Raw genomic sequence first — 13,834 nt, 5'->3', positions numbered from 1 at the left:
GGCAACGTGCTAGAACAAGAACGCGCTGAAACCGCTGAAACCCAAGCGGAGGTGGAGGCTCAGGCAGAGGCAGGGGCTCATGCGGAGGCAGAGACCCAACCCGGCGGTCTGACCCCGGTCGAGCGGCGCATCCTTGAAGTGGAACGCCGCCGCTTCAAGCACCAGGGCTCCAAAGAGAAGGCAATTATTGCCACAGGGTTCACCCCGATTGCCTACTATCAGCGCCTGAACGTGATGCTGGATGATGAGCGGGTGCGTGCCGCCGCTCCGCAGATTATTGACGTTCTGCGCGCCCGACGAGACGCTGACTAGGGACCCAATCGGGGGAGCTGTACGAGCTCTCCAATTCCTGCTTTTAGCCCTGTGCACCTCAAGTTCAACCAGAGATTGAACACTGTGCGGTGTCCGTCTCTTTCACGGCCGGTTGCGGGGCGTTCGCGTTGGTTCCCGCTAATTGAGACGGTACTCTAGGTACTAGAACACCAAGACCGCACCTTTATCTGCCGTGCCCGCGCACCATGCAGGATGGCGCGGTACCCGCCGGTAAACAGAGACCCGTGAAATGAGGATAAATGAGCTACCCCCGCGACGAATTTGACGAGGTAGACGAGAACACCGCCCGCCGCGGAACCTACCGCGCGGTCAACGTCGACCCGGCAAAAAGCCCCAAGGGTGCTATCCCCCTGGTCGCCGCCGGCGTGGTTGGCTTGCTGATTGGCGGCGCAATGTACGTGTACGCGCCGCGCACTGCATCCCCGCAGTACTCGGCGTCCACCGCGAAGAGCAGCTCTGCTCCCGCAAGCGCATCGGCGTCTTCTGCGCCGGCTACCGCCTCCGCTTCGGCGAGCCCCACGAAGACCGGCCTGGCTGAGTCCATCTCGGTGGCGGTCTACAATGCCTCTGCTCCGGCGGGTAGCGCCTCCAGTGCGGCGGCTCTGCTGACCGGATACACCATCAGCGAGACCGCGAACTACACCGGCGCGGCACCTGCAACCAGCGTGGTCTACTATGCTGAGGGCTACCAGTCGCAGGCGCAGAGCATCGCCTCGAAGCTGGATATTTCGCAGGTACGCCAGGCGACCGCTAGCGTTGAGATGGGTAACCACGAGGTGATTGTGGTTCTGGCGTCGGATTACACCGGCTAAAACCTAGCCCGCGTCGCTTCTGTAATTACAAGTTTTCTTTCAACCCCACCCGTGCAATTCCAATCGTGCACCGGGTGGGGTTGATGCTTTTAACGCCCCTTTTGGTGGGCTTGATGAGCGCAGATTAAGCACTGGGCGATTAACCCTTCAACCTTGGGCTTAAACGTTTGCTCCACGCCGGTGCGGGTGCCACAATTGATGTAGCATTCGGGCGTTCTGCGCCCTACTCTGCCCGCACCCTCTGTCACGGTTGTCGTCACGGGTGCGCGGGGGAGGGATAGCGACCCGATTTTAGACGTACTGCATCCCAGCGGGATGCAGGAGAACATCCTATCGTTCAGGAGGACACTTATGGCAAAGCTCATTGCTTTTGACGAAGAGGCACGCCGCGGCCTGGAGCGCGGTCTGAACACCCTCGCCGATGCAGTGAAGGTGACCCTCGGCCCCCGCGGCCGCAACGTTGTGCTGGAGAAGGCGTGGGGCGCCCCCACCATCACCAACGACGGTGTCTCGATCGCGAAGGAAATCGAGCTGGAGGATCCGTACGAGAAGATTGGTGCGGAGCTCGTCAAGGAAGTTGCCAAGAAGACTGACGACATTGCTGGTGACGGTACCACCACCGCTACCGTTCTGGCTCAGGCACTGGTCCGCGAGGGCCTGCGCAACGTGGCTGCTGGCGCTGACCCGCTGAGCCTCAAGCGCGGCATCGAGAAGGCTGTTGAGGCTGTGACCGAGGCTCTGCTCTCCTCCGCTAAGGAAGTTGAGACCGAGGAAGAGATCGCCGCAACCGCTTCGATTTCCGCTGGCGACGCCGAGATCGGCAAGCTCATTGCTGAGGCAATGGAGAAGGTCGGCAAGGAAGGCGTCATCACTGTTGAGGACTCCAACACTTTCGGTCTGCACCTTGAACTGACTGAGGGTATGCGCTTCGACAAGGGCTTCCTGTCCGGTTACTTTGTGACCGACCCGGAGCGTCAGGAAGCAGTCCTGGAGGACCCCTACATCCTGGTTGTGAACCAGAAGATTTCGAACGTTAAGGACCTCGTTCCCGTCCTGGAGAAGGTCATGCAGTCCGGCAAGCCGCTGCTGATCGTTGCTGAGGACGTTGAGGGTGAGGCTCTGGCTCTGCTGGTGCTGAACAAGATGCGCGGCTCCATCAAGTCTGTGGCTGTGAAGGCTCCGGGCTTCGGTGACCGCCGTAAGGCTCAGATGGCTGATATCGCTATCCTGACCGGCGGCCAGGTCATTACCGAAGAGGTTGGCCTGTCCCTGGACGCAGCAACCCTGGACATGCTCGGTTCCGCTCGCAAGGTCGTTGTGACCAAGGACGAGACCACCATCATCGAGGGTGCGGGCGACGCAGCAGCTATCGAGGGTCGCGTTGCTCAGATCCGTGCAGAGATTGCTAACTCCGACTCCGACTACGACCGTGAGAAGTTGCAGGAGCGCCTGGCTAAGCTCGCCGGTGGTGTTGCTGTGCTGAAGGCTGGCGCCGCAACTGAGGTTGAGCTGAAGGAACGCAAGCACCGCATTGAGGATGCTGTGCGTAACGCTAAGGCTGCTGTTGAGGAGGGTATCGTCCCCGGTGGTGGCGTTGCTCTGATTCAGGCTGGCGTGAAGGTCTTCGACAAGCTGGAGCTGACCGGTGACGAGGCTACCGGCGCGAACATTGTGCGCGTGGCTATTGACGCACCGCTGAAGCAGATTGCTTCTAACGCTGGCCTGGAGCCGGGTGTTGTGGTTGACCGTGTTCGCTCCCTGCCTGCTGGTACCGGCCTGAACGCCGCAACCGGTGAGTACGAGGACCTGATGGCTGCCGGTATTGCTGACCCGGTGAAGGTGACCCGTTCGGCTCTGCAGAACGCTGCGTCGATTGCCGGTCTGTTCCTGACCACCGAGGCTGTTGTTGCGAACAAGCCGGAGCCCGCTGGTGCGGCTGCTCCCGGTGCAGACGGCATGGCTGGAATGATGTAATAACTTTTTGTCCCTGATGGGGCAAAAAGTTATGGAATCCGAAGGGCACGAAGTGACCTTCGGTGGTGAGATGCCGCTGGAAGCTAACCCGGCATAATCACACGCATCCGTATGAGGCGGGGGCGGCTACCCACGATGGGTGGCCGCCCCCGCTTTTGTGTGCCTGTTTCTTGGCGCCCGCGCATCCTGCGTCTTTGACGGGCCGGCGGCGTGCCGGCTCGTGGAGGCGGTAAAATGGTGCCCCTATGGAATGTGCCTATTTTCGTGATGACCTCTGCTCCTCCTGCCCCAGCATTGAAACCGCCTACACCGCCCAGGTGCAGGCGAAGCAGGAGCATGCCCGCGCCCTGCTTGCCGCGTACCCGCAGCTGCAGTGGCTGGACCCGGTGACCAGCGCGGAGGGGGGCTTCCGCAACAAGGCGAAGCTTGTGGTGGGCGGTTCGGCGAAGAACCCAACCCTCGGCATTGTGGATTACCGTACGGGCGCATCCACTGATCTTGGAGAATGCCTGCTCTATATGGAGCCGATTCAGGCGGCTATTCCGGTGCTGCGTGAACTGATTCAGCGCGCAGATTTGACGCCCTATGACATTCCGAATCGTCGCGGTGAGCTGAAGAATATTCTGGTGACCGCTTCGGCGGCGGGCGAGCTGATGGTGCGTTTTGTGTTGCGTTCGAAGAAGCTTCTGGTGCCGATTCGCCGCCAAATGGACTGGCTGAATGAGCGGCTGCCGAACCTGGCGGTGCTGTCGGTGAACCTGCTGCGTGAGCCGGTAGCACGTGTTGAGGGTGACGAGGAGATTATCCTGTCGAAGCGTCAGACCCTGCCGATGCAGGTGAATGACCTGACCCTGCACCTGCGCCCGCAGAGCTTCTTCCAGACGAACACGAAGGTTGCTGAGGCGATGTACGCGCAGGGTCGCGAGTGGGTGCGTGAGGTGGCTCCGCGCTCGCTGTGGGACCTGTACTGCGGCGTGGGTGGTTTTGCCCTGCATGCGGCCTCGGTGATGGATGGCGGCTCGGTAACGGGTATTGAGATCAGTGCGGAGGCGGTCGCTTCGGCGCAGCGTACGGTGGCCGAGTACGGGCTGGAGGGCGTGGACTTTTCGGCACAGGACGCGCCGGAGTTCGCGGTGTCTTCGGGCACGGTGCCGCAGATGCTGGTGGTGAACCCGCCGCGTCGCGGTATTGGTGAGAGCCTGTGCGCGTGGATTGAGGGTTCGGGTATTGACCGCGTGGTGTATTCGAGCTGTAACGCGGTGACTCTGGCGAAGGACCTGGCGCGCATGCCGTCGTATGCGCCGGTGCAGGGCCGTGTGCTGGATATGTTCCCGCATACGGACCACTATGAGGTCATGGTGTTGCTGCAGAGGCAGTAGGATTTTTTACTGTGGAATATTAAATATCTTAAGAATCGGTATTCTGAGTTTCGGGAGTGACTTAAATATATGTTATTTTCTAAAATTGCTAGGCAAATAATTGCCCTGATTCCATTTGTTGCTATTGCGATAATTTTGCCCCTCAAAGATGTCAGGAAATTTTTCTCTGGGGTAGAGGCTCAGGGGGACTTGGCAAGCATTCTAGAATTCGCTATCTATTATCTAATAATATTAATTATATACTTATTATTGTATGAAATTATCCTGAGGAAATTGTGGTTATCTACTTCTTTAAAGTTGGAAGATATAGGTGAGCGCTCGGTATACAATGAGAATATAGGTCGTGCCCTCCTTATGGTGCGATTTAATTACCTGGTGACCAGGGTTTACAGATTTCTAAATTTGGGGCAGGTGACATACGGGTATCCAAATGAAAATATGGTTTGGAAAGGTTTAAATAAGGCACCATTCTCGCACGCTATATTTGCAATATTTAAATTTCTAATTAGTGTCCCTGTGGTCGTTTCTTTCGCTCTTTCTTGTATCTCGTTGCGTATTTTTAGTTTTTCTAATCTGTCGGTGGATAGGATTCAAGACTTGATGCTTCAATTATTGAACATTAGGGTTGACATCGTGGATTTAGTCTCGAAGTTGCCGCTGGTTGCTACGTTGCTAGCCTTGGCGCCAACAGTCTTCTTCTTCTATTTTTATAGTCAGAAACGCGACGTTCGAAAGATTATTGATAAAGAAAGAAATAAGCATCTAGAAGAATCAGTATTGTTGTATGAAAAATTGATGCTGTGGATTGATAAAAATTTGTACGACATATCAAATAATTATGATTATGTTGTGGGGGTTCAGAATTCAATTGTCTCAATGAGGATGGAGAAACGGGTTCCTAACTACTTTTCACTGGTATATGTCCCTATTTATGGAATGAATAAAATTAATAATTTTCAATTTATTGAGCTGTCTGAGGCTGATGATTTTACTCGAATTGTCAATGAATTATTAAGTGATAAATTGCGCAGATATTCTAGGATGCTTGCTCGTAGGGATTACAATCTGTTGGAGCTCTATTGGAACCTGTTGTCGCTAAAGGATTCCAAGAAAGTTCATTGGTTATTTTATACGCGTTCTGGAGTTGAAGATTATATATCTGCGATGACTGAATTGCCGCATGATATTAATAAAGAAATGTTTGAAGAGGAGCGTAAACATGAGTCCTCTATCTTGGCTAATGACATATATAAAAAGCTTGAACTGTTGTACTCGTTAAAGCGTGGAAGCGATGCCCTTAGGAAGTATCTTTACTCGTCAAGAACCGAGAAGGTTCTTGTAAGGGTTCTTCAAAAGGAAAAGTAACGAGATATCTGACCTCAGGTGGAAAAGTCGTTCAAATATAGCCTGGCCTTTTAGAGGGGTTACGTAAAAAGAGCGGTGGCGCCTCGGAAATAATCATCCGAGGCGCCACCGCTCCTTCATGTTTAGTGTTGGGGCGAGGTTTAGCTCGCCGCTCCTAGCCCTGCGCCGCGAGAATACCCGCCGCGTACGCCGCCTGACCCACGTGCTGCGCCGCATCGTCAATCATGCTGATCAGGCGCACACCGCGAGTCACCGCCGGAGTCCACGAACGGTCAATAATCTCACTCAAATCAGCCTCACTCAGCGTCGCCGCGTAGGCCGCGAGCGCCTCGCCGGTCGCCACTAGATACTCCACCAGAAGAGCCGAATCCTCAACCATGATGGAGTGTGCCTGCTCGGTGGTGTGGCCGTAACCCATGGTGTCGCCGAGCTCGCCCAGGTTGAAACGCTCCCTGAAGCCCTGAGTCTCCCAGACCTGCGGCTGACCGTTCAGGGCGGAAAGCTGCATATCCATCTGCCGTCCGGCGTGCCAGAGCAGCCAGGCGATAGAGTTCGGGTGCCCGCCCGGGTGGGCGTTCAAAGCCTCGGCTGACAGCCCCTTGACTGCCACGGCGGCTTCGATGCCGGGGCGGCTGGCGGCGTCGCGCAGAATGTCGTGGGTTTTCATGGAATCCTCCTGAAGATGCTGGCTCCTCGCAGGGAGCCGGTTAGTTTCAGTCTACGCCCGAGTGTTCGCTGCCTTGAAAGAGTCGCCTTGAAAGAGTCGCCTTGAAAGAGTCGGTTTGAAAGAGTCGGTTTGAAAGAGTCGGTTTGAAAGAGTCGGTTTGAAAGAAAAAATGTGGCGCTCGGGAATAATACTCATTTCTTCCCGTTGAACTCTGCGAAGACATCATCATCTAAATTCCACAGGAGATATTATGACCACCCCCGCTCAGCTGCACTTTGACATGGTCATCATCGGTTTCGGTAAGGGCGGCAAGACCCTCGCCGGCGCATACGCCAAGACCGGTAAGAACGTTGCCCTCATCGAACAGTCCACCGGCATGTACGGCGGCACCTGCATCAACATCGGTTGCGTGCCCACCAAGGCGCTGGTTCACCGCGCCGACGAGTTCCGCGCCAGCGGCGAGCGCACCCTTGAAGAAGCAAACGCCGCCTACGAGTCCGCCGTGGTTTTCCGTGACAAGCTGACCGGTGCGATGCGCGCCAAGAACCGCGAAATCCTGCTGTCCAACGAGACCGCTAAGCTCATTGACGGTCACGCACGCTTCATCTCCGATACCGAGGTTGAGGTCACCGCGGGCGAGGACACCCTGCGCGTTACCGCCGACTACTTCATCGTCAACACCGGCGCCGTGTCGGTCATCCCGCCGATTGAGGGCATCCGCGAATCTGAGCGTGTGCTCACCTCCACCGAGCTACAGAAGCTCACCCCGCGCCCCAAGCGCCTGGGCATTATCGGTGGCGGCCCCATCGGTGTTGAGTTTGCCGGTATTTTCTCCTCCTACGGTACCGAGGTGACCATTCTGGACGGCGCACCCGCCCTCTTCGGCCGCTACGACGAGGACGTTGCCCAGGTTGCCCGCGAGATTATTGCCGACCAGGACATTACCGCTCATACCGGCGTGCGCGTGCAGTCCTTCAAGGACGGCGCTGACTCGGTGACCGTGACCTACCTTGACTCTGAGGGTGCTACCCAGCAGCTGGAGGTGGACTACGTAATGGTTGCGACCGGCCGCAAGCCCGCCACCGAGGGCCTGGGCCTGGAGAACACCAGCATCGAAACCAACGACCGCGGCGCAATTGTCGTGGACGAGCACCTGCGCACCACCGTGCCGAACATTTTCGCGCTCGGTGACGTGAACGGCGGCCCGCAGTTCACCTACATCTCCATGGATGACTACCGCGTGGTGCTTTCCCAGCTGGTCGGTGACGGTTCCCGCTCCACCAAGGACCGCAAGGCTGTGGCTTCGACCATCTACATGAACCCGCCGCTGTCTTCGGTTGGTATGACCGAGCGTGAGGCAATCGAGGCTGGCCACAAGGTCAAGGTCGCTTCGAAGCCGGTTGCCGCGGTTGCCGCTATGCCGCGCGCGAAGACCCAGGAGAACCCGCGCGGCATCATGAAGTTCGTGATCGATGCGCAGACCGACCAGATTCTGGGTGCCCAGCTGCTGGTAATCGAGTCCATGGAGGTTATTAACCTGGTGGCGCTGGCGATGCGCCACGGCATTACTGCTTCGCAGCTGCGCGATGAGATTTACACTCACCCCTCGATTACTGAGGGTCTGAATGAGATTCTTGCCGTCGCGGTGCCCGTGAACTAGCTGAATTAGAATCGCGTCCGGATTCGCGGTGCATGTAGCGTTTCTGCTTGTCTGAGTGCTTCCCTGCCCGTTCCGCCCGTTGTGCTGTCAACGGGGGTGCGGGTGGGGAAGCATTTTTGTTAAGGCACAGATATACCCTATAGCTAAGCATGCCCTAAGATTGTTATGAGATAAGCGCAAGCTCACTGACCGAGTGGTTAGTGCGAGGGGCTCGGAGGAGAGCCTCACTCACCACTGCGCCCACCACAGTGCGCCACCTGCGCCACGCATACAACCGAACATCATAGGCACGAACCGGGAGAATCATGGCACTGCCCAAAATCAAGCCCTACACCTACATTGACCGTGAGCACAGCAACCGCGTGAGCTGGCCCGTAGACCCCAGCCGAGCCGTACTGCTCGTTCACGACATGCAGGTACACTTCGTCCAGGCTTTCGAAGGCGCCAATCTGGGAGAGGGCAACGGTAACCCGGACGCCCAGATTAACGTCGCCATCAAGAACCTGCGCCGCCTCATTGACGCCGCCCACGACGCAGGAATCCCCGTCTACTACACCGCGCAGCCGCCGCGCCAGAACCCCGAGGATCGCCGCCTGCTCATTGATTTCTGGGGCGACGGCCTGCAGAACGACGAGTCCGCCCGCGTGCTCGACGAACTGGCACCCACCGACCGTGACACCGTGCTGACCAAGTGGCGTTACTCCGCGTTCGTGCGCAGCCCCTTCGAGGACCTGCTCAAGGAGTCCGGTCGCGACCAGCTCATTATCGGCGGCGTGTACGCGCACATTGGCTGCCTGACCACCGCCCTGGAGGCGTTCATGCGTGACATTCAGCCGTTCATGGTTGCGGATGCGCTCGCCGACTTCTCGGAGGAGGAGCACCGTATGGCGTGCGAGTATGCTTCGGGTCGTTGCGCCCGCGTGCTCAACACTGCCGATGTGCTCGCAGACCTGCATGCTGCAGAAGGTGCTGAAACGGTTGAGGCTGCTGAGGAGGCGCGCGCATGAGCTGGGTGATCGTGACCGGCGCGAACGGTGGTATTGGTGAGGCTACGGTTCACCAGCTGATTAAGAACGGTTATTCGGTATTTGCGGCTGACCTGGTGGAACAGCCCATTGCCTCCTTCGGCACCTACGGGGACGCTATCTTCCGCTACCGTTCCGTGGACGTGACCAGCGAAGAATCCGTCACCGCCCTCGCTAACGCCGTGGCAGCGCTCGACGAACCCATCACCGGCGCGGTGCTCGCCGCGGGTATCGCCCACAGCCAGCCGCTACTGGAGACCAGCTTCGACACCTGGAAGCGCCTGCACGCGGTCAACTCCGACGGCGTGTTCCTGTGCCTGCGCGAATTCGCGCGCATCATGATTGACCAGCAGGAGTCCGACCCGACCAACAGCCGCTCCCTGGTGACGGTCGCCTCCAACGCGGCGCGTGTGCCCCGCGCGGAGTTCGGCGCTTACGGTGCGTCCAAGGCTTCGGCGGCGCGCGTGAGTTCCAGCTTCGGTCTGCAGCTTGCCGCGCACGGTATTCGCGTGAATTCGGTCTGCCCCGGCACCACCCGCACCCCCATGGTGACTGACGCCTGGGAGGGGGAGGACCGCTCCGCCCTGCCGGTTGCCGGTAACCCTGAAACGTTCCGCCTGGGCATTCCGCTGCGCCGTATTGCTGACCCCGCCGACATTGCTGCAGTGAATGCTTTCCTCATTTCTGAGGCTTCCCGCCACATCACCATGCAGGAGATTGTCGCCGACGGCGGCGCCACCCTCTAACGGCATCCCGCGCCCGGCCTGTGAATACCCGGCGCGAACCTACACACCACTGATAGAAGTACGATGACGAACCTTCCTGACTTTATCTTTGCCACCGGCACCCGCGTGCTCCGCGCGGCCGGTGCGATGACCCCTGTCACCTTTGATAACGCCCTGGACGAGGCAAAACGCGCCGGTAGCGCCGTCGTGGGTCTGATTCCTTTTGACCCGGATATGCCCGCCTACCTCTTCGTGCCCGAACGCCTGGAGGAGCAGCAGGTGCCGGTCCCCGAGCAGACCGTGGAACTTGCCGAACCGGTATCGGTGACCGGCCGCCAGAACGACTCGTTCCGCACCGCCGTGGCCACCGCCGTGGAACGTATGAAGGCGGGCGAGCTGAGCAAGATTGTGCTCTCGCGCGTGCTCACCGCCCGCTACGCACCCGGCGCCCTCAACCTGGAGGCGCTGTACAGCAACCTGCGCGCCCAGCAGCGTTCCGCATTCAACTTTGCGGTGCGCCTGCCCGACGGCGAGCGCGGCATGACCGGAAGCTACCTGATGGGCGCCTCCCCGGAGCTGGTGTTCCGCACCGAGGGCCGCGCCTTCAAGACTCACCCGCTTGCCGGTAGCGCCCCGCGCATTGCTGAGCCCGGTAGCGCCGAAGACTACGCGATTCGCGACCGCCTGTTTGCCTCGCCGAAGGATCGCGGCGAGCACGCCTACGTCATCAATGATATTGCGGAGCGTCTGGCACCCATCGCCGAGGAGCTGAACGTGCCGCAGGTGCCCTCGCTGCTGAAGACCCCGCAACTGTGGCACCTGGCGACCCCCATCGACGGCGTGCTGAAGGAGGGGCTGACCTGCCTGGACGGTGCCCGCGCGATTCACCCGACCCCCGCAATCTGCGGCGCACCCACCGAGAAGGCGCTGGAGCTGATTCGTCAGCTGGAGTCTTTTGAGCGCCGCTACTTTGGCGGCCTGGTCGGCTACATGGACGCTGAGGGTAACGGCGAGTGGGCGCTGGTTCTGCGTTGTGCCCAGGTCAGCCCGGATGAGGCTGTCCTGTACGCGGGTGCGGGCATTGTGGCTGAGTCCGATCCCGAGCTGGAGCACACCGAGACCGGTACGAAGCTCGGCAGCTTTGGCCGTGCCCTGGGCGTCGATACCCTGGGCGAGGATACCCCTTAGGCTCTGCCACGAACGCCTTGACGAGGCAGAATAAAACGACTGAACGCGCTCGCCGTTATGGCGGGCGCGTTCAGTCGTTGTATGAGCTGTTAGAGGATTGAGCGTGGCTAATCGGTGAGCAGGCGCTTGAGTTCCAGGGGAGTAGCCACCGGCAGAAGCTGAGCCTCAACCTGCGCGGGCTCACCCTCGGCAGGGTTCTCCACAGCCAGGGCGATGAGCATCTTCTGCGCCTGCTCGGGGTTCTCAGCGTCGGGTAGCGCCACGGGTACCCACTGCAGGCTAAAGCTACGTTCAACGCTCTCGCCGCCCTGAGATACGGGTGCGCTAAAGGTCGCGCTGGTGGTCAAGCTGTCCTGAGTCAGTACGCGCAGGGTGCTAGACTCGGGGGCGCTGTTGTCCAGAAGGTCACCCGGAATCTCCTCGTTCATGGCAAGCTCAAGCGCGTCCAGCAGGGCATCGGTGAGTTGCACCCGAACCAGGGAGGGCACCACGCTCAGGCCGTGGCCGGTCGCTTTGAGCACCGCCTCCTTAGCGGTCCACAGCGCCACCGAGAGCAGGTGCAGTACGGGTGCGGGGCGTTCCTGCGCCACCCGCTCGTAGAACGTACGTTCTTCATTGGAGAGCGCCAGGCGCGCAAAACCAGAGAACAGACGCGCGTCCAGAGTCTCAACATCCACGCCGAGCACCGCCGAGGGATTACGGCTAAAAGCGCCCACGACCAGCGGGTTTACTTGCGACATATTGAAGTTCACGCCCGCAATACGCGGCTTGCCGTGCTTCTTGCCGCTGGTGCACAGGGTGCAGGAGCGATCCACCTCAATCTCAGAAGCGGCACTGGAAGGTACATCCAGACGAGCCGCCGCCATGGCGCGCATAAGCGCCTGAGTGCTCAGGTAGCTGACCGCCGCCGTGGAGGTCGGCAACTGCGCCGCATGCTGCTGCTCGGCAAGACCCAGGTAGCTGAGCCAGCTAAAACGCAGGGAACCGTACATGGTGCGGGTGGGAAGAGCGAAAATCTGCACGCGCTCGCTCGGGCTGGCGGTAGGGTGCTCCGGGCGCTGTGCGCTGGGTGTTTCGGGGGCAGAATAGCTCATAGGTTTAGTGTACCCGCCCGGCATTACGGCAATATGCGAGGTCAGGCTACTTTAGGTTTTCCACACTCCTGACCGCGCGCTACGCACCCTCGCCGCCGGTGCGGTAAAGTCATCACAGACATCATTACGGACTGCCGCCCGCTAGAGGCGGCGGCGCAGAAAGAAGGTACCGTGAACAGCACGCAAGAGATTATTGCCGCCGCAGACGGCTCGGCGCTGGGCAACCCCGGACCGGCGGGCTGGGCATGGTATATCGACGACGATCACTGGGCGAGCGGCGGCTGGGCGCACGGCACCAATAACATGGGCGAGCTGAAGGCTGTCCTGGACCTGTTCGAGGCGACCGCATCCCGTCCGGAGGCGAAGCTGCGCGTGTACTGCGATAGCCAGTACGTCATTAACTCGCTGACCAAGTGGATGCCCGGCTGGAAGAAGAAGGGCTGGAAGAAGTCCGACGGCAAGCCTGTGCTCAACCGCGACCTTCTGGAGGCGCTGGATGCCGCCTTGGCAGGCCGTGACTACGAGTTTATTTGGGTGAAGGGCCACGCGGGCCACGAGCTCAACGAGAAGGCTGACTCCCTGGCGAATGGTGCAGCGCGCGCCTACCAGGAGGGCCGCGAGCCCGCGCACGGTCCCGGCTTCGGTGCGTCTGCTGAGGCTAGCGCTGAGACTGTTGAGGCTCCGGCTGTTGAAGAATCTATTGTGAACGCTCCCGCGGCTGAACCCGCGCTTTCCGAGTCTTCCGTGGACGCCCACCTGCCCGTGCAGGAATTTACCGCCGCCGAGATCGAGAATGCCCAGCGCGGCGTTGAGAGCCTGCGACTGTCCGGTCTGTTGCGACCCGCCTCCGCGGTGAACGCCCCCGACCCGGAGGCGGTCCGCACCCGCAAGGAGCAGCTGGCGCTCGCGGCAGAACGCGCCGCCGAGCGTGACGCGCAGGTGTTGGCGCGCCAGCAAGAAACTGCCGCTCAGCAGGCATCTAGCGCCGCGCAGGCGGAGGAAGAGGATGACCTGACCGGTCTTGAAGAGTTCGCCGGCTTGGATCCGAACGATGTTGACCCGGCTGAACTGCTGGGCGAGACGGAAGAACACGCAGAAGAGCAGGCAGAAGAAGCGCCCGCAACTACTTCTGCACCCGCACAGCCTGCCCCGGCTCAGCCCGTTGCGGCACCTACTCAGCCCGCTGAACCCGCAGCCGCTACCCCGTCTGCTCCCACGGCACCTTCCCTGAACCCCGAGGAAGCCGCCGCCGCTGAGCAGCTGCTCGAAAGCCGCGGCTCCGTCATGGAGGCGGCTCAGCTGGAGGCTATGTTGCACGAGCGTCTGGTGTGGGTGACCGCTACCGGCAAGTCGGTGTCCCGCTCCTCGGTGCTGCAGTACCGCGAACGCGCCTTCACCCAGCAGGGCGCCCCGCTCAAGCAGGGCGTGCAGGTGCTGGATTCTTCCAGCGTGCTGGTCATGGCGGCGGTTGCGACCGCGCGTGGCCGCGTGAGCCGTTCGAGCATCTGGCATTACGACGCTGAGCGCGGTCTGTGGCGTCTGCGTTTCCGCCAGGAGACCCCAGCCTCCTAAATCCCAGCCTCCTAAAGTTCAGACTCTTAGGGCACGGGCT

General features: G+C 59.9%; 12 protein-coding genes. 10 read left to right on the top strand and 2 right to left on the bottom strand.

Annotated features, from left to right (window positions below):
• Positions 1 to 6: 6 nt before the first annotated feature.
• The 5 genes from RWL87_RS05080 to RWL87_RS05060 all read left to right on the top strand — a co-directional run bounded on the left by RWL87_RS05080 (position 7) and on the right by RWL87_RS05060 (position 5,863).
• Positions 7 to 312 (top strand): DUF3263 domain-containing protein, encoded by a 306-nt coding sequence (locus RWL87_RS05080; RefSeq protein ID WP_313969121.1) that lies wholly within the window; start codon positions 7 to 9, stop codon positions 310 to 312.
• A gap of 260 nt (positions 313 to 572) precedes the next feature.
• A complete protein-coding gene (locus RWL87_RS05075) occupies positions 573 to 1,145 on the top strand; it encodes a LytR C-terminal domain-containing protein (protein ID WP_294628301.1) in 573 nt (190 codons plus the stop codon).
• A gap of 351 nt (positions 1,146 to 1,496) precedes the next feature.
• The gene (gene groL / locus RWL87_RS05070; RefSeq protein ID WP_049326998.1) at positions 1,497 to 3,119 is read left to right on the top strand and encodes a chaperonin GroEL; all 1,623 of its coding nucleotides are present in this window, start codon (positions 1,497 to 1,499) and stop codon (positions 3,117 to 3,119) included.
• 245 nt (positions 3,120 to 3,364) lie between these two features.
• Positions 3,365 to 4,498 carry a 23S rRNA (uracil(747)-C(5))-methyltransferase RlmC gene (gene rlmC / locus RWL87_RS05065; RefSeq protein ID WP_313969120.1) on the top strand — a complete coding sequence of 378 codons (1,134 nt, stop codon included), beginning with the start codon at positions 3,365 to 3,367 and terminating at the stop codon, positions 4,496 to 4,498.
• Between the two features lie 69 nt (positions 4,499 to 4,567).
• Positions 4,568 to 5,863: a hypothetical protein gene (locus tag RWL87_RS05060; RefSeq protein WP_313969119.1), complete on the top strand. Its 1,296-nt coding sequence runs from the start codon at positions 4,568 to 4,570 to the stop codon at positions 5,861 to 5,863.
• A gap of 154 nt (positions 5,864 to 6,017) precedes the next feature.
• Here RWL87_RS05060 and RWL87_RS05055 read toward each other — a convergent pair whose 3' ends face one another.
• Complete coding sequence (locus RWL87_RS05055) at positions 6,018 to 6,530, bottom strand: mycothiol transferase (protein WP_313969118.1); 513 nt, start codon at positions 6,528 to 6,530, stop codon at positions 6,018 to 6,020.
• 250 nt (positions 6,531 to 6,780) lie between these two features.
• Between RWL87_RS05055 and RWL87_RS05050 the strand changes: the two genes are divergently transcribed.
• From RWL87_RS05050 to RWL87_RS05035, 4 genes are all read left to right on the top strand, one after another.
• Positions 6,781 to 8,190, top strand: a complete 1,410-nt coding sequence (locus tag RWL87_RS05050; RefSeq protein WP_313969117.1) for an FAD-dependent oxidoreductase — start codon at positions 6,781 to 6,783, stop codon at positions 8,188 to 8,190.
• Positions 8,191 to 8,495: 305 nt separating this feature from the next.
• A complete protein-coding gene (locus RWL87_RS05045) occupies positions 8,496 to 9,197 on the top strand; it encodes an isochorismatase family protein (protein ID WP_313969116.1) in 702 nt (233 codons plus the stop codon).
• A complete protein-coding gene (locus RWL87_RS05040) occupies positions 9,194 to 9,961 on the top strand; it encodes an SDR family oxidoreductase (protein ID WP_313969115.1) in 768 nt (255 codons plus the stop codon). Before RWL87_RS05045 ends, RWL87_RS05040 begins: the two co-directional genes overlap by 4 nt.
• 63 nt (positions 9,962 to 10,024) lie before the next feature.
• Positions 10,025 to 11,128, top strand: coding sequence for an isochorismate synthase (locus RWL87_RS05035; protein ID WP_313969114.1), 1,104 nt, complete (start codon positions 10,025 to 10,027; stop codon positions 11,126 to 11,128).
• Between the two features lie 107 nt (positions 11,129 to 11,235).
• Here RWL87_RS05035 and RWL87_RS05030 read toward each other — a convergent pair whose 3' ends face one another.
• Entirely contained in the window at positions 11,236 to 12,222 is a 987-nt protein-coding gene (locus RWL87_RS05030; RefSeq protein ID WP_313969113.1) for a 4'-phosphopantetheinyl transferase superfamily protein, read from the bottom strand.
• 171 nt (positions 12,223 to 12,393) lie between these two features.
• Between RWL87_RS05030 and RWL87_RS05025 the strand changes: the two genes are divergently transcribed.
• A complete protein-coding gene (locus RWL87_RS05025) occupies positions 12,394 to 13,794 on the top strand; it encodes an RNase H family protein (RefSeq protein ID WP_313969112.1) in 1,401 nt (466 codons plus the stop codon).
• Positions 13,795 to 13,834 lie beyond the last annotated feature (40 nt).

This window comes from uncultured Rothia sp. (assembly GCF_963555405.1).
GTDB lineage: Bacteria > Actinomycetota > Actinomycetes > Actinomycetales > Micrococcaceae > Rothia.
This window is presented reverse-complemented; position numbering and strand designations above follow the sequence as displayed.